At 62.0% G+C, this 20,169-nt stretch carries 20 protein-coding genes and 1 tRNA gene; 13 read left to right on the forward strand and 8 right to left on the reverse strand.

Translation table 11 applies throughout. The features are described 5' to 3' along the window. Window positions 1–59 precede the first annotated feature (59 nt). Complete coding sequence (locus tag ACBG85_RS01380; RefSeq protein WP_054827093.1) at window positions 60–869, forward strand: glycosyltransferase; 810 nt, start codon at window positions 60–62, stop codon at window positions 867–869. Between the two features lie 68 nt (window positions 870–937). Next, window positions 938–2,803, forward strand: coding sequence for a glycosyltransferase (locus tag ACBG85_RS01385; RefSeq protein ID WP_158170273.1), 1,866 nt, complete (start codon window positions 938–940; stop codon window positions 2,801–2,803). Window positions 2,804–2,806: 3 nt separating this feature from the next. Here the strand turns inward: ACBG85_RS01385 and ACBG85_RS01390 are convergent, their stop codons facing one another. The 6 genes from ACBG85_RS01390 to ACBG85_RS01415 all read right to left on the reverse strand — a co-directional run bounded on the left by ACBG85_RS01390 (window position 2,807) and on the right by ACBG85_RS01415 (window position 8,141). Continuing rightward, on the reverse strand, window positions 2,807–3,634 hold the full coding sequence (locus tag ACBG85_RS01390) for a TylF/MycF/NovP-related O-methyltransferase (RefSeq protein WP_020968135.1): 828 nt from the start codon (window positions 3,632–3,634) through the stop codon (window positions 2,807–2,809). Between the two features lie 46 nt (window positions 3,635–3,680). Then, window positions 3,681–4,751 (reverse strand): ribosome small subunit-dependent GTPase A, encoded by a 1,071-nt coding sequence (rsgA, locus tag ACBG85_RS01395; RefSeq protein ID WP_312638728.1) that lies wholly within the window; start codon window positions 4,749–4,751, stop codon window positions 3,681–3,683. A gap of 174 nt (window positions 4,752–4,925) precedes the next feature. Beyond that, window positions 4,926–5,822 (reverse strand): glycosyltransferase, encoded by an 897-nt coding sequence (locus ACBG85_RS01400; protein ID WP_007731778.1) that lies wholly within the window; start codon window positions 5,820–5,822, stop codon window positions 4,926–4,928. Next, window positions 5,819–6,625 carry an ABC transporter ATP-binding protein gene (locus ACBG85_RS01405; protein WP_007731776.1) on the reverse strand — a complete coding sequence of 269 codons (807 nt, stop codon included), beginning with the start codon at window positions 6,623–6,625 and terminating at the stop codon, window positions 5,819–5,821. Before ACBG85_RS01405 ends, ACBG85_RS01400 begins: the two co-directional genes overlap by 4 nt. Window positions 6,626–6,634: 9 nt before the next feature. Further along, the gene (locus ACBG85_RS01410; protein ID WP_372025894.1) at window positions 6,635–7,507 is read right to left on the reverse strand and encodes an ABC transporter permease; all 873 of its coding nucleotides are present in this window, start codon (window positions 7,505–7,507) and stop codon (window positions 6,635–6,637) included. 64 nt (window positions 7,508–7,571) lie between these two features. Next, entirely contained in the window at window positions 7,572–8,141 is a 570-nt protein-coding gene (locus tag ACBG85_RS01415) for a bacterial proteasome activator family protein (RefSeq protein WP_372025897.1), read from the reverse strand. A gap of 132 nt (window positions 8,142–8,273) precedes the next feature. Here ACBG85_RS01415 and ACBG85_RS01420 point away from each other — a divergent pair, with 132 nt between their 5' ends. Next, the gene (locus ACBG85_RS01420) at window positions 8,274–9,476 is read left to right on the forward strand and encodes a cysteine desulfurase-like protein (protein WP_007731767.1); all 1,203 of its coding nucleotides are present in this window, start codon (window positions 8,274–8,276) and stop codon (window positions 9,474–9,476) included. A gap of 15 nt (window positions 9,477–9,491) precedes the next feature. On the opposite strand, the gene ACBG85_RS01425 is transcribed toward ACBG85_RS01420, so the two are convergent. Then, window positions 9,492–10,481 (reverse strand): NAD(P)H-quinone oxidoreductase, encoded by a 990-nt coding sequence (locus ACBG85_RS01425; protein WP_007731765.1) that lies wholly within the window; start codon window positions 10,479–10,481, stop codon window positions 9,492–9,494. Here ACBG85_RS01425 and ACBG85_RS01430 point away from each other — a divergent pair. The 3 genes from ACBG85_RS01430 to ACBG85_RS01440 all read left to right on the forward strand — a co-directional run bounded on the left by ACBG85_RS01430 (window position 10,480) and on the right by ACBG85_RS01440 (window position 12,412). Then, window positions 10,480–11,718, forward strand: coding sequence for a lactate 2-monooxygenase (locus ACBG85_RS01430; protein ID WP_044480920.1), 1,239 nt, complete (start codon window positions 10,480–10,482; stop codon window positions 11,716–11,718). The two genes, ACBG85_RS01425 and ACBG85_RS01430, sit on opposite strands and share 2 nt — an antisense overlap. Before the next feature lie 128 nt (window positions 11,719–11,846). Next, window positions 11,847–12,272, forward strand: coding sequence for a MarR family winged helix-turn-helix transcriptional regulator (locus ACBG85_RS01435; RefSeq protein WP_020968140.1), 426 nt, complete (start codon window positions 11,847–11,849; stop codon window positions 12,270–12,272). A 50-nt stretch (window positions 12,273–12,322) separates the two neighbouring features. Continuing rightward, window positions 12,323–12,412: transfer RNA gene (locus tag ACBG85_RS01440), tRNA-Ser, on the forward strand. An 81-nt stretch (window positions 12,413–12,493) separates the two neighbouring features. Here the strand turns inward: ACBG85_RS01440 and ACBG85_RS01445 are convergent. Beyond that, the gene (locus tag ACBG85_RS01445) at window positions 12,494–12,988 is read right to left on the reverse strand and encodes a DUF1877 family protein (RefSeq protein WP_030535796.1); all 495 of its coding nucleotides are present in this window, start codon (window positions 12,986–12,988) and stop codon (window positions 12,494–12,496) included. A gap of 251 nt (window positions 12,989–13,239) precedes the next feature. On the opposite strand from ACBG85_RS01445, the gene ACBG85_RS01450 reads away from it, so the two are divergent. From ACBG85_RS01450 to ACBG85_RS01480, 7 genes are all read left to right on the forward strand, one after another. Continuing rightward, window positions 13,240–14,091: a glycoside hydrolase family 43 protein gene (locus ACBG85_RS01450; RefSeq protein WP_228402308.1), complete on the forward strand. Its 852-nt coding sequence runs from the start codon at window positions 13,240–13,242 to the stop codon at window positions 14,089–14,091. Window positions 14,092–14,681: 590 nt separating this feature from the next. After that, the gene (locus ACBG85_RS01455) at window positions 14,682–15,365 is read left to right on the forward strand and encodes an MspA family porin (protein WP_020968149.1); all 684 of its coding nucleotides are present in this window, start codon (window positions 14,682–14,684) and stop codon (window positions 15,363–15,365) included. A 90-nt stretch (window positions 15,366–15,455) separates the two neighbouring features. After that, on the forward strand, window positions 15,456–15,848 hold the full coding sequence (locus tag ACBG85_RS01460) for a hypothetical protein (RefSeq protein WP_020968150.1): 393 nt from the start codon (window positions 15,456–15,458) through the stop codon (window positions 15,846–15,848). 62 nt (window positions 15,849–15,910) lie between these two features. Further along, entirely contained in the window at window positions 15,911–16,249 is a 339-nt protein-coding gene (locus ACBG85_RS01465; RefSeq protein WP_020968151.1) for a hypothetical protein, read from the forward strand. Continuing rightward, window positions 16,246–17,847, forward strand: a complete 1,602-nt coding sequence (locus tag ACBG85_RS01470) for a hypothetical protein (RefSeq protein ID WP_372025902.1) — start codon at window positions 16,246–16,248, stop codon at window positions 17,845–17,847. The genes ACBG85_RS01465 and ACBG85_RS01470 overlap by 4 nt, the downstream gene beginning before the upstream one ends. 326 nt (window positions 17,848–18,173) lie before the next feature. Then, window positions 18,174–18,413 carry a hypothetical protein gene (locus tag ACBG85_RS01475; RefSeq protein ID WP_372025905.1) on the forward strand — a complete coding sequence of 80 codons (240 nt, stop codon included), beginning with the start codon at window positions 18,174–18,176 and terminating at the stop codon, window positions 18,411–18,413. 1,022 nt (window positions 18,414–19,435) lie between these two features. Further along, complete coding sequence (locus tag ACBG85_RS01480; RefSeq protein WP_372025908.1) at window positions 19,436–20,113, forward strand: SMI1/KNR4 family protein; 678 nt, start codon at window positions 19,436–19,438, stop codon at window positions 20,111–20,113. Window positions 20,114–20,169 lie beyond the last annotated feature (56 nt).

The raw sequence follows: 20,169 nt of genomic DNA on the forward strand, positions 1-20,169 counted from the left end.
TCGGAGCGTAGTATTCCGACGAGTTCGAACTGCAGTCGGGGAAGTAAGGAGATCGGGACGTGGCGACATCGCGAACGGAACCCGTTCGTGGGGAACCAGCTACGCCGGAACTCTCGGTGATCATCCCCGCATACAACTCAGGCGAGGTGCTGGAGTCGACGGTGCGTCAATTCGCCGAGTACTTCACCAGCCGCCCGGCCGAGAGCGCCGGTCAGGTCGAGATCATCGTCGTGGAGAACGGTTCGACGGACAACACTGCCGACGTGTGTGCTGCTCTGGCAGCTTCCTGGTCTTGGCCTGGAGTGACCTTCCTGCCGATGAGCAGCGACAAAGGGATGGGCGCAGCGCTTCGCGCCGGGACGCTTGCTTCTCGTGGACGACGCGTGTTGCTCACCGCGGACGACCTTCCGTTCGGTTTCGGTGACATCGAAGGCGCCGACCGCGTGATGGCGGATCTAGGGTCCGTCCCGCCGGTGGTCATCGGTTCAAAGGCTCATTCGGACTCAGAGGTGGAACGTGGCTTGCTGCGTTCGGTGATGACGGGTGGATTCGCGACGCTGCGACGGGTGGTACTGGGTACCCGCACGGGCGACCCCCAGGGAACTTTCATCGTCGACGGCGTCTTGCTGCGTCGAATCGCACCCTCGCTGACCGAGCGTGGATTCCTTTTCACCACCGAATTGGACTACGCGCTCGAATTGGCTGGGGTGCGCCCGGTCGAGGTCCCGATCCGACTCAGCGACGATCATCTGGCGCACGCGAGCCGTATCTCGCCCAAGGACGTGGTCCAGATGGCGAAGGGTCTGTTGTCGCTTCGTCGGCGAAAGACCGAGCTGCGCTCCGCCGCTGCCGTGAGTAATCACGGGTAGACCTGGTGTGACTCGGTGCCCGGGGCGCCGAGGTGCGGATTCGCGATACCCTGCGGGGCGTGGATACCGTGAACACGACCGATGACCAGTCCGATTCCGGAGTCGAGTTGATCGAACGCAGCGCGACGTCGGATCGACTGCTGGCGCAGCGGACGTTGTTCACCGGAACTTCGCCCGTCGCCAGTGACGAACTGTATGCGGTGACCAAGGTCGGAATGTCGACGCGATCGCGATTCGAGTTGCGGCTTCAGCCCGGGGCCGTCGCACACACCAACACCTTCTTCGGTCGTTTTCCGGCCAGCTACTGGCAGCGCTGGACCAACGTCACCGAGGTCACTGTCACCGCGCATGTCGTGGCCGATACCGCTTGCCGCATCCAGATCCAGGCCTCGGACATCGGTGGTCACCGCCGGATCGTGACGAACGTCGTCGTGACCGGCGACGAGCGAGTGTCCATGACCGCCCCGCTCGATACTTTCGTCGACGGCGGGGCACTGTGGCTGCAGTTCGAAGCGCAGGGTGGCGGCGCAGTGGTCGACGATGTGGAATGGACCGTCGTCTCGCCGGAGTCGATTCGCCCGGTAGCCGTGGCGATCTGCACGTTCAATCGTGCGGACGACTGTGCGCGCACGGTCGAGGCCCTCGCGTCCGACGAGCGTGTACTCGCGTTGCTCGACGCTCTGTACGTCGTCGATCAGGGAACGGATCCGGTAGAGAGCCGTGAGCTGTTCCAGGAAGTGTCGAAGAAGTTCGGTTCGCGGTTGCAGTATCTGCGGCAGGCGAACCTAGGTGGTGCGGGCGGGTTCACGCGGGGCTTGTACGAAGCTTCGGCGGCCGGACCGCACGCCGACGTGATCTTGATGGACGATGACATTCTGTGCGAGCCCGAATCGGTTCTTCGACTGAGTGCGTTCGCGAACATGACGACGGAGCCGGCTTTGATCGGCGCCCAGATGCTCTTTCTGTTCAACCCCGACTTCCTGTTGGCTTCGGGTGAACGCGTCGATCTGGGCACCCTGCAGCGTGGTGTACCGACCGATGAGCACGGTGTTCGCAACCGGAGTGTGCTCGAGAAGCTGCCGGAACGCCGCGTGGATGCCGAATACAACGGCTGGTGGTCTTGCCTGATCCCTGCCGAAGCCATCGAGCGGATCGGCTTGCCACTGCCGGTCTTCTTCCAGTGGGACGACGTCGAGTACAGCTTGCGGGCTGGGCGGGCCGGGATTCCCACCATCACGTTGCCGTCGGCTGCTGTCTGGCATGCGGACTTCTATTGGAAGGACGTCGACGGTTTTGCGCACTACTTCAGTACGCGCAACGGACTGATCACCGCTGCGCTTGACCCAGGGTTTGCACCCAAAACCCTCGCGAAGCAGCTCTCCCGCGACATTTCGCATTCGATCGTGGGTTTGCAGTACGGCCTTGCACACACGCAACTCCGGGCAATCGAGGGATTCCTCGAGGGGCCGGAAGGTTTGGCGGACGGTGGGCAGGAGGCGCTTGCCGCGATCAACCAGGAGCGTAAGCGCTTCCCCGAGACGGTAACTCGCCCGGCGTCGGAGTTGCCGGGCAGGCTGCCGATCCGCCGCGTTGCGCCCAGCCCGAAACCCGGTTTGTGGACGGACCTCGTTCTGGCGAAACGCGCTGTGATGCAGGCTCGCAATCACCTCGAGCGAGGTCCGGTGGCGATTTCGTACGAGGACGCGCAGTGGTGGCACGTCGGACGTTTCGATCACGTCTTCGTCACCGATGCTTCGCAGGGAGGCGTGCGTGAACGCCGCTTCGACAGCGAGAAGGCCGCCGAGATGAGCGGCCGCCTCGCCGGCGTCATGAAGAGGTTCCTCGCCGAAGCACCAAGTGTGGCTGAAGCATTCGCTCGCGAGTTCCCGCAGCTCACCAGCCGCGAGAACTGGGCCCGTCTGTACGAAAAGTGAGCCTCAGCGCACTATCTTGGCGATGACCTGCTCGTTGTCGACGGTGTACCCGAGGTATTCGAACGAGATGCCGGTGCGTGTGACGAACTCCGTCCACGCCCGGTACTCGTGCTGCTGCCACCCGGGATAGTTGAAGAATTCGTCGAAGACGACGATCGACCCGGGTACCAGGCGGTCGCCGAGGAGATCGAGCACCGTCTTGGTGGACGAGTAGAGATCGGCGTCGAGGTGCAGGAACGCAACGGGGCCGGGTTCGTCGTTCAGGAACGAGGGCAAGGTGTCCTCGAAGAGGCCCGGAACAAGTTGCGCTCCAGGCACTTCGGGGATGGATTCCTGTGCGAACTCGCCGACCGGGAACCCGGTGCGCCAGGTCTCCGGAAGGCCGGAGAACACGTCGAAACCTGCGACGGTCCCCTCGCGTTCGGTGAAAGCCTCCGCGACGATCCTGAGTGTGGTTCCGCTGGCGACGCCGAATTCGAGTGCCATGCCGGGTATTTCGATCAAGCCCAATGCGTGGCGCAGCGTGTCGTGCGGGTGGCCGAATGTCTCCGCGACTCGAAGGTGTTCGAGGATGAACTCGGCAGTCGACGCTGTCGCTTCCAGATCCACGGCGTAGGCCAGATCCCGACGCTGGCGAAATTCCAGCTCGTCGATCCTGGACCGGAGGCCCGCGATGTCACCGCGGGCCTCGGCCAGTTCGTCACGTGAGAGTGCCAGCGCGTCGAGGATCTGTTGCGTGCGATCTGCGTTGCGCCGGTCGGCGGCCTCGACCACCTCGGATACCGCACGCTGAAGCTTGGTTCTGGCGCTGGAACGGAACTGCTCGAACATGGCAACCTCTCGTCGGGATCACCCCCATGCTGCCAGGCTTTGTTCGCTACCGGTCCCGACCGCGGTAGTGACTCTTGAGTTGTCGGGAGATCACCTTGATCTCCCGCGTCCTCTCTGCCTGCAGACGAGCATCGCTTCGCGCGGCGTTCCATGCATTCTCTCGCTGTAGTTTCCGGTAGCTCGCGAGCCTCCGCTCATCGATATCGCCACGCCCGAGTGCGCTCAGGACTGCGCATCCCGGCTCGGAGTTGTGTGCGCAATCGGAGAACCGGCACTCTGCAATCAGCTCCTCGATCTCGGGGAACGTCTTGTCGATCCCCTCCGCCGCGTTCCACATGCCGACCCCTCGCAGGCCGGGTGTGTCGATCAGTGTCCGGCCGCCGGAGAATGAGATCAACTCTCTGGTGACGGTGGTGTGGCGTCCCTTTCCGTCACCGGTCCGAACGCGACCGGTCTCGAGTCGATCGGCGTCTGTGGTGTCCGCGAGGAGGGCGTTCGCGAGCGTCGACTTACCGGCGCCTGATGGACCGAGTATCGCCACGGTGCCGTCCAGAACTGCATCGAGTACATCCATTCCTTCGTTGGTCTCGGCACTGACGGCCAGCACTGTTGCGCCGGGCGCAATGGCAGTGACCTCGGCGAGAGTGTCGGAGATATAGTGAGCTGCATCCGATTTGGTGAGTGCGACGACAGGGGTTGCACCACTTTCCCAGGCGAGTGCGAGTAGTCGCTCGATGCGCCCGAGATCGACGTCGCCGTCCGAAGCCGTGGCGATGACGACGGTGTCGACATTGGCCGCCAGAATCTGGCCTTCCGATTTTCCGGATGCCGAGGATCGAACGATGCTGCTTGATCGAGGGAGTATCGAAGTGACCGTGTGCATCTCGGGTTCGCGTGAGTCCCGCAACTCGGCCACGGCGACCCAGTCACCCGTACAGAGTGGATCGCTGCCGCTGAGTGCGCGAACTGTGCCTTCGGCGACGGCCACGTCACACCGCCCCCGGTCGACGCGAAGAACGCGCCCGGGTGCGGAGTCCGGTGGGGCCAGGGCAGTGAATGTGTTCGAGAGTGTTGCGTTCCAACCGTATTCGTTCAGGGGCGCGCTGTTTTCCGGCATGGTGAGTGTGTCCTCGAGTACGAAGAAGTGTGAATGTTGACGGTGCTGAAACTGCGGAACACGACAGTCATCAATACTCACTCCTCGAAAATCTCAGGACGCACCATGCGTCGGATCAGAATCGTCTCAGCCGCAGACGCGACTGTGCAACTGAATTAACTCGGGGCGGCCGACTTAACTCGGACGTTCGAACTTCTCTTCCCGGCCGAGCTTGCGCAATCGCATCCACTCGCGCAGTCCGGCCGGATCGCGGCGTGTGATCAGGAAGTACCAGCCGAACCGAACCCATTCCTGCGGAAGCAGTTTCCGCATTCCCGGTTGGGAGAGGATGTATCCACGGTTGCGGTACGTGAAGTAGCGCTTCGTGTCGTTGTCGGGGTACTGCGTGTGCATGCGTCCGCCGAGGATCGGCTTGAACTCGTCCGCGCCGTTGGGGTGGACGTAAGCAGTTTGCAGGCAGGTACCGAACTTCAGGCCGGAGCGCACGAGGCGACGGTGTACCTCGACCTCGTCGCCGCGGACGAACAGGCGTAGATCCGGAACTCCGACGGCATCGATCGCGTCGGCGGTGAACAGTGCGCCGTTGAAGAGGGAAGCGATGCCGGGCAGGAGATCCTCGTCGCCGAGCTCGGAACGCAACCGGCGCCACGACGTGCCGCGGCGAAGTGGGAAGGCAAGGCGGTCGGGGTCGTCGATGTCGCAGACGACGGGGGAGACCTCGGCCAGGTCGTTCCGAATTGCACAGTCGAGCAGTGTTTCCAGGACCTCAGGCCCCTCCGGGCGGCCGTCGTCGTCGGCGAGCCAGACGCGGTCGGCGCCGAGTGAAAGCGCGTAGAGAATGCCAAGAGCAAATCCTCCGGCACCGCCGAGGTTGTGCTGAGAACCGATGTAACTGGTCGGCAGTGGAGCGTTGTCGACGAGCTCTTTCACATCGGCTTCGTCGGCATTGTCGACGACAACCAGATGATCGAGCGGACGCGACTGGGTGCTGAGAACCTTCAAGGATTCGGCCAGCAGTTCACGACGCTTGTGAGTGACGACGACCCCGATGATTTTCTCGGGTGCGCTCACGGGGTGTTCTCCCGTTCCATTTCCTTGATCACGTGGCGCACATGTTCGGCGGCGTCGTCACCTTCGTAGGCGCGCACGACGTCTTCGATGTCGCCTTGCATGCGGATCTGGCCGTGGTCGATCCACATCGCACTGTTGCACAGCTGAGCGAGGAATTCGTTGGAGTGGCTGGCGAATACCAGGATGCCGGAGCGTTCCACCAGCTTCTGCAGCCGGATGCGGGCCTTCTTCATGAATTCCGCGTCGACGGCACCGATGCCCTCGTCGAGAAGCAAGATCTCGGGATCGATACTGGTCACGACGCCCATGGCAACGCGAACGCGCATACCGGTGGAGTAGGTACGCAGTGGCATGGAGAGGTATTCACCGAGTTCGGTGAATTCGGCGATCTCGTCCATCTTCGCGAGCATCTGCTTGCGGGTCTGACCAAGGAACAGGCCGCGGATGATGATGTTCTCGTACCCGGAGATTTCCGGGTCCATGCCGACACCGAGGTCGAAGACGGGTGCGACGCGTCCGCGAATGCTGGCGGATCCCCGGGTCGGTTCGTAGATTCCGGAGAGCAGGCGCAGCAGGGTGGATTTGCCGGCGCCGTTGTGGCCGACGAGCCCGATGCGGTCGCCTTCCTTGAGCGTCATCGTGATGTCGCGGAGCGCTTCGACGACGACGACATCGGAGTCGTTGCGGCCGATGGATCCTCCGGCCTTGCCGAGGAAGGCCTTCTTGAGCGAGCGGGATTTCGCGTCGAAGATCGGGAAGTCGACGCACGCGTTCTGTGTGTGGATGCTGACTGGCTGACTCATGTGTTTCCTCTAGACCCAGTAGGGCACGCGTGCCCGGTACTTGCGGAGTGCCAGAATCGCGACGGCCCAGCCGACGACGGTGAAGGCGATGACGATGTACCAGTGGTATGCCTGCTGGTCGGCCCCGATGAGTGGTGCTCGGATGATCTCGAGGTAGTGGTACAGGGGGTTGAGCTCGGCAAGCCGGACTCGCTCGCTGGCTTGCCCGCCCTGGTCCTTGAGGGCCTGAGTTGTCCACATGATCGGCGTCAGCACGAACAGCAGGAGCGTCATGCTGCCCAGGATGGGGGCGATGTCGCGGTATCGGGTGGAGAAGATGCCGAAGACGATCGAGACCCACAGCGTGTTCGCCACGATCAGCAGGAATGCCGGTATCGCCGCCAGCGCAGTCCAGCTCATGTTCTGCCAGATGCTGAACGCGAACAGCAGAACTATGTAGATCGCAAAGTTGTGCGCGAAGAACAGCACCTGACGCCAAACCAGGCGATATACGTGCACGCTCAACGCCGACGGCAACTGCTTGATCAGGCCCTCGTTGGCGATGAAGACCTCGGAACCTTCGAGAATGCTTGCACTGATCAGGTTCCACACGATCAGCCCGACCGTGACGTACGGCAGGAACTCCTTGAGCGGAATGTTCAGCAACGCGGAGTACAGAAGACCCATCGCGGCGGCCTGAACGCCGGTGGCGATCGTGATCCAGAACGGACCGATCACCGACCGGCGGTAGCGCTGTTTGATGTCCTGCCAGCCGAGGCTGAGCCACAACTCACGCTGATTCAGACCGTCGCGAAGGTCTTTGAACGCACGACGGAACGTCTGGGAGTCGGACACGGGCGCAGGTGCGTCCGGCGTCTCGGATTCGATTGCGGATGCTGACACGGAGGTCGAGCCTACCGGCCTGGCGTCGGCGCCGGATTTCCCTCGGACCTAGCGGTGGTCCGAGTTACAGATACTGGCCGGTTCCTGGGCTCTGTTGGTCCGGATGTGCAGGCGAATGCGGAGCTCCGATGCTCATGCCGGGAGGCAGTGCGCCCTGACGCATTTGTTCGAGCTGAGCGCGCGCTGCCATCTGCTGGGCGAACAGTGCGGTTTGAATTCCGTGGAACAGTCCTTCGAGCCAGCCGACGAGTTGGGCCTGCGCGATTCGCAGTTCGGCGTCGGAGGGAATGGAGTCGTCGGTGAACGGGAGGCTCAGTCGCTCGAGTTCTTCACGGAGTTCGGGTGCCAGGCCTTGTTCCAGTTCTCGGATGGACGAGGTGTGGATGTCCTTGAGGCGCTTGCGGCTGGCGTCGTCGAGCGGCGCGGCGCGCACTTCTTCCAAGAGTTGTTTGATCATCGTGCCGATTCGCATGACCTTCGCCGGCTGCTCGACCATCTCGGCGACGGACTCGGCTTCGGATTCCGCGCCTTCGTTGGTGCCGGAGGTGGAGGCCTCTGCCTCGGCCGCCGGCATCGCGACGGGTCGACCGTCGGGTCCGATAACGAGTACCTGCTCTTTGTCGGGGTTCGTCATGCTTCCATCTTGTCGTGTGTGGGCGACAAACGCCGCGTAACCCCCAAAAAGTTAGCTATCGAATAACTGTACTGACGGGTAATTGGGTGACTGCCTTCGACTAAGCGGGCGTCTGCACCTAGAGTGTCGAGCATGGCTTACGACGTTGCCCGCGTACGGGGGTTGATTCCCTCACTCGGTGACGGCTGGATCCACCTCGATCCGCAGGCCGGAATGCAGATCCCGGACGCCGTCTCGCGGACGGTCTCCACCGCGTTCCGTGCCTCTGCATCTTCTTCCTCCGGTCGCCACGTCTCGAACCGTCGTAGTGCTGCCATTCTCGAGAGTGCGCGCACCGCGGTCGCCGATCTGGTCGGCGGAGATCCTGCGGGAGTCGTTCTCGGATCAGACCGAGCGGTGTTGTTGGCTTGGCTCGCCGAGTCGCTCAGTTCGCGGTTGGGCCTCGGAACCGGTCTCGTACTCTCGCGCCTCGACGAAGAGGCGAACGTCGCGCCCTGGCTTCGTGTGGCCAGTCGCTACGGCGCTCAGGTGCGATGGGCAGAGGTCGAAATCGAAACGTGTGAGCTCCCGAGTTGGCAGTTCAACGATCTCATCACCTCGACCACTCGATTGGTGGCCTTGACGGCCGCATCACCGGTCGTCGGTTCGGCTCCGAACGTCCGCGCCGCAGCTGATCGTCTGCACGAATTCGGCGGACTGATGGTGGTCGACGCCGTCGGTGCAGCGCCATATGCGCATGTGGACATGGCTGATCTCGGGGCGGACATCGTTGCCGTCAGCGCGCCGTCGTGGGGCGGTCCGCAGGTGGGCGCACTCGTCTTCCGCGATCCCGGACTGCTCGACCGAATTCCGGCCGTGTCGCTCAACCCGTACGCGCGTGGCGCCGAGCGACTCGAGGTGGGCGGTCATCAGTTCGCGCTGCTGTCCGGTCTCACGTCGTCGATCGATTTCCTGGCGGGCTTGGACGAATCGGCAACGGGAACCAGGCGTGAGCGCCTCGAAACCTCGATCAGCTCGCTGCAGGACTACCAGGACGGTCTGTTCGATCACCTCATGCGTTCTCTCGCAGCCCTACCCAACGTGATGGTGATCGGCGGCGCACCTACGCGGGTGCCGACGCTCAGCTTCACGCTCGAGGGCATGGCGGCAGACAAGGTCGCCGCGCATCTGGCCGACAAGCGCATCGCGACGGTCAGCGGTACGCACGGCGGTTCCAGGCTGCTCGACGCCCTCGGTGTCAACGACGAAGGCGGCGCGGTCACCGTCGGCCTTGCGCCGTACACGACGCGGTACGAGATCAATCAGCTGGTCGCCGAACTCGGCGCCCTGGGCTGATCGATCCCGCTCGGCTCACTTCACGGTGAGGATGACCTTGCCTACGGTTTCCGGCGAATCCAGCAACTGATGGGCTAATGGCGCCTCGGTGATCGGAAGTTCGGTCGACACGATCGGTTGAACCGATCCGTCTGCGATCAACGGCCACAATTTCGCGCGGACGTCGGCGACGATGTCCGCTTTACCGCCGGGGCCGGTGAGCGGACGCCCACGCAGGCCCGTCGACGTGATGTTTCCGCGCTTTCCCATCAGCTTGGCGATGTCGACCTCGCCCTTGCGGCCACCCTGCATTCCGATGATCACGACGTGGCCGTCCATGGCGAGTGCGTCGACGTTGCGCCCGAGGTACGACGCTCCCATGTTGTCCAGAACCACGTCGGCGCCGTGGTTGTCGGTGGCTTCGGCGAGTGATGCTACGAAGTCGCTGTCGCGATAGTTGATGAGAATATCCGCGCCCAATTCGCGGCAGCGGTTCAATTTGTCCTCCGAACCCGCGGTAACTGCGACGCGGGCGCCGAGGGCTTTGCCGACCTGGATGGCGTGGGTGCCGATTCCGCCGCCACCGCCATGGACGAGTAGTACCTGTCCGCGTCGTAGTCCGCCGCGCATCACGACGTTGGACCACACTGTGCACGCAACTTCCGGCAGTGACGCTGCGACACGGAGATCGACGCCAGCGGGAACGGGGAGAAGTTGTGTTGCCGGGACCGCAACCTTCTCGGCATAGCCACCGCCGGCCAGCAGTGCGCAGACTTCGTCGCCGACGGACCAACCGGTGACGTCTTCGCCGAGTTCGGTGATCACACCCGAGCATTCGAGGCCGAGAATGTCACTCGCGCCGGGCGGCGGCGGGTAGAAGCCTTGACGTTGGAGCAGGTCGGCGCGGTTGACTGCGGTCGCGGCGACCTCGACGAGTACGTGCCCGCGAGGTAGTTCAGGATCGGGCTGCTGCGCCCATTTCATGACCTCGGGACCGCCGGGCTGATCGATCGTTATGGCGTACATGGATACGACGCTAGCGAATCTCCCCGCTGACGGGTGTTTTGCCGCTACCGTCGCGGACGTGACTTACTTCGGGAACATGCAGAACGAGATTTATCTGACGGGACTGAGCGGCGCGAAGCCGGCTTTGCCGATGACTGCGGCAGGCTTGGAAGATGCCGCGCGCGAGCAACTCTCACCGGAGGCCTTCGGGTACATCGCCGGTAGCGCGTCGACCGAACGAACCGCGGTGTCGAATCTGCGGGCGTTCGACAAGCATGCGATCGTGCCGCGGATGTTGCGGGGGACTGCGGCGCCCGACGCGCGTGATCTGAGCGTCGAGGTGTTGGGGACGCGGTTGGCTGCACCGATCCTGACGGCTCCGGTGGGCGTGCTCGGCTTGGTCCACGACGACGCCGAGGTTGCGGTCGGTTCGGTCACTGCCGAGTTGGGGATCGGATCGATTCTCTCGACGGCGGCGTCCTCGACCATCGAAGACGTAGCGGCGGCCTCGGGCGAGAACTGGTGGTACCAGCTGTACTGGCCGGCCGACGACGAGCTTGCCGAGTCGTTTGTCCGTCGGGCGGAGACGGCGGGCGCGAAGGCTATCGTCCTGACTGCCGATACTCCCGGTATGGGTTGGCGTCCAAGGGATCTCGAACTCGGTCACCTTCCGTTCCTGCAGGCGAAGGGTATTGCCAACTACCTGTCGGATCCGGTGTTCCGCGCCAAACTGGCGACGCCGCCCGAGGAGAGCGCAGAAGCGCTGCAGATCGCGGTTCTCACGTGGGTGTCGTTGTTCGGCAATCATGCGGTGCGGATCGCGGATATCGCGAAACTTCGCCAGTGGACGACACTTCCGATCGCGGTGAAGGGAATTGTCCATCCCGACGACGCACGTGAGGCCGTCGCAGCCGGCGCCAACGGCATTGTCGTGAGCAACCATGGTGGGCGTCAAGTTGACGGGTCGATTTCGGCACTCGATGCTCTCGGTCCCGTCGCTGATGCGGTGGGGCATGAGGTGGACATCCTGATGGACTCCGGAATTCGTTGTGGCGCAGACGTAATCAAGGCTCTGGCCTTGGGTGCCGACGCAGTGCTGTACGGGCGGCCGTGGGTGTACGGGTTGGGATTGGCCGGAGCGGACGGAGTGCGTCATGCGCTCCGGAGTCTCTTGGCCGACCTGGATCTCACCATGGGACTGGCGGGGCTGGCATCGGTCGCCGAAATCGATCGTTCGATCCTGATGTCCAATTCGTGACTTTAGGGTGAGTCTTACTGTGACGGGCGGACACAGGTCTAAACTTGGAACCTGTGACAGCTGAAGCGACAACCGAGGAGACATCGCAGGCGGCGCACGGTGAGACACCGTGGCTGACGCCGTGCGAGATGCGTGCATGGCGCGGCTACATGGACGGTAATCAGCGCCTCATGGAGGTTCTCAACCGCGAACTGCAGGATTCACACGACCTGTCGTTGGCCGATTACCGCATTTTGGTCATGCTCTCGGAGTCAGCTGACGGGTCGTTGCGGATGAGTGACCTGGCAGACGGCGTGCTGTCTTCGCGGAGCCGCCTGACGCACCAGATCAGGCGGATGGAATCTCAGGGCATCGTCGTGCGAGACACTTGCGTCGAAGATGGTCGCGGCGTGCTCGCTCGGATCACGGAAGAGGGTAGGCGTCGCCTCGCCGAGGCAGCGCCTACTCACGTGGCCGGAGTGCGGAACAATCTGGTCGATCTGCTGACTCCCCAGGAACTGGACGTGCTGGCAGACGTCTTCGAGAAGGTCGACAAAGCCATCGGCGAGCGCTGACTCCGGAGCCGTTTTCGCGGTCCGTGGGAACACCCGATAGGATCGCCCACGGAAGCGTGGCAGAGCGGCCGAATGCACTCGCCTTGAAAGCGAGCGTGGCGTTAAACCCACCGGGGGTTCAAATCCCTCCGCTTCCGCCAAAGCAAAGGCTCTGACCTCGGACTTCGGTCCAGGTCAGAGCCTTTACTGTTTTCGGAGTCACACTGCTTGGGTAGTGGGCGTCAGAACCGCACGGTGAATACCACGTGGCGACGCTCTCGGGCCGCGCGCTGGAAAAAGTCCGCCACTTCCTGAAGCCAGCCCCAGGCGTACCCGCGCTCGTCGGAGCCGTACTCCGGGTTGCGGTCGTCGAGTGGCATTGCGTCGTAGCGCACGCCGAACTCGGATTCGGTGACTTCCGCCAGGTACGAGGAGACTTCGGCGACCCGATCGGGTGCCAGGTAGGTGACGAGTTGGTCGTCGGTGTCGGTGTTGAGGTCTTCGTCCCCCAAGATCACGCCGTAGGCCGGCCAGTTCTCGGACACGCGCTCGTACCCCGTGCTGGAGAGGGCGCACAGGATCGGATCCCACGCCTTGTCCGTGTCGCACGAGAACTCGGATCGGCCCGTCTCCTCGATGTCCTCGACCACAGCGCCGAGTTTGTCGTCGTCGCCGCGCGCGTCCAGAAGTTCCGCTGCCACGCTGTCTGACAGCGCGAAATGCACCCCAAGTTCCATGGCGTGATGCTAACGGCCGACCTTGCCGCCGTCCCGCCGTCACTACAAGACGAATCGACTTAGGTAACGATCCTGCTCTGCCTCCGACCGAAGTTACCCATGGAGGGCCTGCTGTCATACATACTTCATCGGTGATTCCGACAAAACGGACCGGCCTTTCTGTTGTATCGCTGGTGATCCTCGTCGTCGCGGGGTTGCTGGTCGCAGCCCCTGCCAGCAGCGCCGCGCCGCCGCCTGACTGGAAATACACGATGGTGGCGTTCAGCAATGCCAGCGACCGCGACATGGATGTCTACGAGTCGGCTGACGGCACCGGCTTTCAGCTCGTCCAGCAGTCGGCGTACAGGCCGCCGTCTGGGCTCGTGCGTGATCCGAGCATCTTCCGGAACACGGACGGGGTGTACTACCTCACCTACACGACGGGTGGTGGGGCGAACATCGGGTTTGCACGCAGCAGCGACCGCATCAACTGGACGCCGCTGGGGAACTATCCGGTTCCGTTTTGCTGCGCCTTGATGCCCGGTACGGGAGATGGCACCGGTTCTGCGAGCCCCCCGGGCTTCTCGGGTTCGGCTGGTTTCAGCGACGGACCGTCGCTGTCACCATTCGTCACCAAGGCCTGGGCGCCTGAATGGTTTGTGGACGGCGATCGCGTCAACGTCATCCTGTCGATGTCGACCGGTGGAGGATTTGTGCCGTATCTGATGACGGCGTTGGAACCGTCGCTCCGGTTGTGGAGCCCGCCTGTTCCGCTCGCCGGGATCGGTGCGGACCACATCGACACCACCGTGGTCAAAGTCGGATCGACCTATCATGCGTTCACCAAGAACGAGACGAGGAAGGTCGTCGAGCATGCGGTCGCTCCTTCGGTGACGGGACCTTATTCGTTTGTCCCGCCCGGGAATTGGGGTTCGCTTGTCGAAGGTCCGGCCGTGGTTCAGTTGCCGAGCGGCGACTGGCGGATCTATCTCGACGCCTATACCGAAGGAAAGTATCTCTACTCCGACAGCACGGACGGGCTGAACACCTGGTCTCCTGTGCAAGAGGTTCCTGGGGTGTCCGGGACTGCACGGCATCTCGGCATCATGAGAGAACCGGCATAACGTTCGACCCTGAGTTGGTAGGGCTCTGATCAAGGACTCCGGTCTTGGTCAGAGCCTTTTCTCGTACTTGCGTACTACTTGTGTGCGTCGTCTGCGCCTATCAGTGATTGACAAGCTAACGATGCGATGCCCGTGGGTCCGACGAGTTCGCGCCGACCATGAAGTGAGTATCTCCGCGGGAGCTGTGCAGCGTTGCGCTCCCAGGCCCCGCTTGGGCGCCGTACTTCACGATTGATTGCCAGGTAATGCCTGTTGGTTTCATATTCAAGTACGCACACTGGCTTGATGCCCGCACTTTCTGCCTTCAGCTGCTCTGAGGCCCGCGGGATGCGGGTCGAATCCGATTTGCCGCACTGTTTCTGAGGGGTCTTCTCGTCCGTAAACGGTGACCTTGCTCATAGTGGGACCTAGGTCCTTTTCGCTGCTGATAAGCCTGTCGATATATATCTGTTACCGAATGTTCATCCTAAATCCAAGATGGGGGAGATGGCGCACTGGCGGGCAAACAGGACGATTGGTACCGTCCGGTAACTAATTCAGTTAGTTGTCGGCTACCGCTCTGGTTGCTGTGTCACGTGGAGGAGCAGTTCATGTCGATCGAATCGCAAAACGGCGTATCCCATCGTCGATCGAGGGCCGCGGTAGGGCTCGCGGCGTGTGCGGTTGCCGCGCTGTCGTCTGGTGTGGTCTTCGCAGGGAGTGCATCGGCAACGCCGACGGCGTTGGCGGACAAGTTCGCGAGCACTGTCACCGATGACGGCTGGTCGTTGGATCTCGCCGCGACGAAACTGTCGGCGAACCCGGTGCCGAACCTGGCGACGACGGCGTTCACCCGTGAGGGGTTCGTGTCGGCGAAGGTGACCGGCACGATTGGTGGTGCGGGCGATTCGGCGGTGAAGACCGGATATGTCGAGCAGGGATTGCAGATCGGCTGCCAGATCGATGTTTCCTCCGGACTTGGCTTGGGGCTTGGCTTTTCGCTCGGCCCGTCTGTCGGTGTGAGTATTTCGGGTGTCCCGTCGGCGAACGTGGGTGTGAATGCGTCGGTGAATCCGAGTATTCAGTCGACGATTGCGCCGGGCACGATCACGACGATTCCGTTGGGGAAGAAGGATCTCGAGTCGTCGAAGGCGTCGATCACGGCAGAGAACGTGCACGTGAAGGTTGATGCGTGCATGGGGCCGGTGACGATCCGCTCGTACGCACAACTCTCGGTGTCGACGGCGACGTCCGACAACACGTTGTTCGTGTACTCCGATCCCACCTGGCTCTAACCCACGCAGCCGTCGTCAGCGCTGCTGGCGACTATTCCCGATCCGTCCCGTCCAGGGGTGGTTACTCATCACGCCCACAAAGGAGAAATCATGAAGATTCGTACCTTGGCCACTGCCGGAACTCTCACCGCAGGTATCGCCCTGATCGGTGTTCTCGGCGCCGGCGTGGCATCTGCCGCAACTCCGATCGTCGAACCGGAACATGGCCGGATCGGACTTTCGCTCTCGAATGCGGAAACCGCGGCATTGGCGGCGAGCCCGATTCCTGATGCGATTGCGAACATCGTTCCAGGTTCGCTGAGGGGGGTCTGGTTGGCGCCTGGTTCCGCGATAACTGTTACCGATGGCAAGGTCGACGCCCTCGAAGGAGCTGTGCTCGGTGAAGCAGCCGCGCGTGGTGGGCATGCCAATGTCTTTGTCTCCGACCCGAATCACCCCGCCAGTGAGGGGCACATAGTGCTGACGGAGCAGTACTGGAACTGATACCAGGCCGAACGTCGGCGGCCCGTTGTCCCCGCTCTCCCTTCCTATTTGGAGTTCCAGCCATGACCGTCAACAACGCCGAACGCCGCAGTGTCCAGTCGGAATCCACTGCCGTCGATAGTAAAGACGTTGCAGACGTTGATGACTGGGATCCGGACAGCGAACTCAGTCCACTTTCCAAGGCTGTGATCGCCACCGCAGTCGGACTGGGGTTGCTGATCGCGGCATTCGCGGTGATCGGGAAGCTCGCCGGCTGGGCGAACGACTACGGGACGATCCTGGTTTACCTGGCATTCTTCTTGTGGATGTCGATCTCCGGACGGTTGTTCTGTTGGGGCGCAGACAAACTCATCGCGCTACTCCGAACGAAGAAGAGTGACAATCGTGGTGCGCACCGGTGAAGTCCGGTAGACGACTTCGCCGGACTCTCGCGGGAGTGCTTGCCGCCGGGGCGCTGTTGACCGGAGCGGCCGGAGTGATCGGTGCGGGAATCGCACTCTCCGCCGCTCCGGCGAACGCGACGCCGGAAGAAGACTGCGCGGCGGTGCGGGCACGTGATCATCAGATCTACCTGAATCTCATTGCGTCGCTGCCACCTGGTGCACCCATCCCGCCAGAGATCATCAACCCGTGCCTGAGTGCGCCGTCCACGACGGCGACAGTTGCGCCGACGACCACGGTCGGGCTCCCCGGTGCGCAGGCTCCAGGCGGTGGCCCGAATGTCGGCGCGAATGCTCCGACGAACTTTCCCACCTACAACGGCACCCCCATCGTCCCGGTTCCGACGATCGAGGTTCCGCCCATTACTTCCGAGTCCCCGGCCTCGGAAACTGGTGTCGGTGCATTCCCCAATGCATCGGCATCAGCGGTTCCCTCACCCACACCCACCCCGGGTGAGGGAACCACCACCGATCGTGGTCCCGGACCGATCCCCGCGGATTCGGATTCGAATATCGCACCGGCCCAAACGGTTCCGGACCCGGCAGCAGATGTTTCCACCGCCGGGGAGGACTCGGGCCGTGACCGGTATCTCGAACTGGTCCTCGTCGGGGCCGCGGCGTTCACCGCTGCGGGTATGAGAGTGAGGGGGCGGCCGGGACCGTTCAGTGCGCGTGTGAGCGCGCGTCCGTGGGAGTCGGTTCTCTCCCAGGTAGTCGGTACGGTCGCGAAACCGTTCATGCCGTATTTCGTCGGCGGTCAGGACGTCGTGGTCATCCCCGACCCAGGTGGCGGACAACGCACCATCTTCCTCATTCACGACGAAACCTCCTCGCATGAAGCTGAAATGGTGGTCGACCTACCACCCGGCGGACACATGAGCATCAACGACGACGGGTCCGTCGGTGTCTACGACGCGAACGGAGACTTGCAGGGCACCGTTGCCGCTGCGTGGGCGTACGACGTCAACGGCGATCCGGTTCCCACCTACTACGAGATCCGTGACGGCAAGCTCTACCAAGTCGTTATCCCGACCCCGGGCGTCATCTACCCGGTCACTGCTGACGGCCCCTACGGCGGCAGCGACCCGGTCACCGGACGAGACGTCACCGCTACACCCCTTCAAGGCGGCGGTGAGGTCGTCAACCAGTCCGGCGGACCGTCATGGTCAACGTCCCGACAGACTCCCCCTACAACGACGTCGGCGGGATCGACCCACTGGGCAATCTCGACATGGATCCGCCGACGCAGCCGGCACCGACAACGCCTCTGCCGTTCGATATCGGATCGCCGACCGACTCGGGCACCGATACGAGCGAGCCTCCGTGGAACCCACTCGACAACCTCGACATGGACGCCCCGACGCAGCCGGCACCGACAACGCCTCTGCCGTTCGATATCGGATCGCCGACCGACTCGGGCACCGATACACCCGGGGGTACAGCGAGCGAGCCTCCGTGGAACCCACTCGACAACCTCGACATGGAAACGCAGACGCAGCCAGATCCTCCAATGGAATTACCATTCGGGATCTTTGACTCTGATCCCAACAACGGTTTGATCGGCCCCGCGCAGAGGGCCGCGAACCAACGGGCGCTCGCCCATGGCGACGTACCTGCTGACTTCACTGGCAACGTCCCTCTGACCGCACAGCAACAACTTGACGACCTGCAATGGCAGGTGGATCAGATGCGAGACCGCGGCTATACAGATTCCGAGATCGCAACTGTCTTGAGTAAAGGCAGCACCGCGCTCGGTGGCCCCGCCTCGGGCTTGCAATCTGCGGGCGCCCTTGCGAACACCGGTGTGCATCATGCTGGTTCGCTCCCGAGCGCTGCGCAGGCCGCTCGGTCGGCGGCAGTGGGTACTGTTTTAAGCAGATTATCGGTGGCAGTTGAGGTTGCCTCGGGTGTCATCAAGTGGCGCGAAGGCGCGCCACGTGGCGAAACTGTGGGAAATTCCGGTGGCGCAATCGCATTGGGATGGGCAGGCGGCAAAGGTGGCGCCGCACTCGGCGGGTTTCTCGGCGGCCCGATAGGTGCCGCAGTCGGGGGCGGAATCGGTGCAATCGGAGGATCGCTACTCGGGGCATACTTGGGTACCCGGGCAGGCCGATCATTTGATTGAAGCCTTAGACAATGATCGATCGCTCCAAGAGAAGGGACTGAGACCGTGCATTACCTGCTGATCGCTGCCATTGCATTCTGCCTAGCCTCGGGGGTGCTGTCGGCGCTTGATGCCGCAGCAGGCAATCCGATGCGGGGCGCGATAACCTTGGCCGTTTCGTTGACGGCTGCGAGTGGGATGGTGTTCCTCGTGACTGACAATTCGACCACCCGGATCGGCGCTGTCGCGGGCACTGCGGCGGTCCTCGTTTTGCGTTTTCTCCCGAAGAGTTCCATATACCGACGACACACCGTTCCTCAAGCGGAACCGGCACCATGACCACCTTTTATGCGATTTGTGCGATTGCTGCAGGGGCTGTGGCGTTGATCGTATCTACGCCCTACGTGATGTACCGCAGTCATGCGAGAACGATTTACTGGAGTTCGTCGATCCTTACCATCGTTTTCGCTTGGCTCACCGCTCCACAGCGGTCGATTCTCGGACCTGTCCTCTTGTGCGGTTTCGCTGCTGTGTTCGTGGCGTGGTGGTGGACCCCCTTCCTCACGCGAAGGCATCCCACCGGATTCAACGATGTTTTCGGTGCTTGGCTGACACGGGCGCTCTACCGCGAGCAGAAGGATGCACCTCCGGTAAACAGGTACGACAAATTGCACTACAAAGACACTGACCGCCAAGCACGAGATACCGATTCTGACGGAAATCAGGTCAACACCTGAGCCGGCGCGTAGAGCGCTTTGTCCTTGATACCACCCTCGCGCGTACCCGAACAGCTTGTAGTGAGATGCCGTGGGAAACAGTACTTTCCACATGGCGGCGTACACCTGCCCGGTTTGCGTAAGCTGTACAGTAACCAGGATGATCGATGGCTCGAAGCTGCTCTTCGCGCAGCCCAATTCAGTAGCTGTCAGCGCCATCGCGAGCGGTAGTCCTCTTCCCCTAGTCCCTGCAGCTCATCCCATTTTTCGAGCATCCGCCTCGTCTGGATAGTTAATGATATCTAATATATTGAATGGAGTTCAGTAGTGGATCTGGTCAAGATTTCGCGGTGTGTCGACTCGCCCGTGCTTGCGGAGATTGACGACTTGACACCACTTGAACGTATGGCGCTTCCGAATTATTGGTTGGATGCACTAAATGGTGACGTTGCAGCTCGAATTTCTGGGATATTGGACCAATGGGACGTATTTGGGCGACCGATATTGGGCGACACTTACAGAAACATTAAAGATAATCTATCTGATGTGCGGTTGCTCAGGTCTGAAAATAGGTTCTTTCTTCTATATAAAATTAAAATGGCAGACGGGACCGATCTCTACTATTTGGGTACGCCACCGGTAGTGGATGGTGATGAACTTTCAGGGTATTGGAATAAATTCCCCTCCAGTCTAAAGAATTTCTATTCAAATTTGCACAACGGTTGGTACTATATTGCCGGTAAGACTGTCGGGCCACTGCCTCTTGAAGATATGTTTCGAATTGACAGCTTTGAATGGTCTATTCTGGACGGGCTGTCCCCTGAAGAGTACCCAGATCCGGCTCGTTGCATCGCGACATTCAGATCGGGCGGCGGCGGTTATCTTTGCTTGTACTTTGGTGAGGAATCGACATGGGGTGTTGTGTGGTCATTGACGGAACCCCCTGAACTGGTCGATTACTCCACTTACCTTGATATCTGGACCAACGTCGGACTCGGTGCCTAGAGCCTGCGCCTTGGATAGCCAGACTGGAGACAGTCTAAGCAATTTGTGTGCGGTCT

The organism is Rhodococcus sp. NyZ502, assembly GCF_041464245.1.
GTDB classification, from domain to species: domain Bacteria; phylum Actinomycetota; class Actinomycetes; order Mycobacteriales; family Mycobacteriaceae; genus Rhodococcus_F; species Rhodococcus_F qingshengii.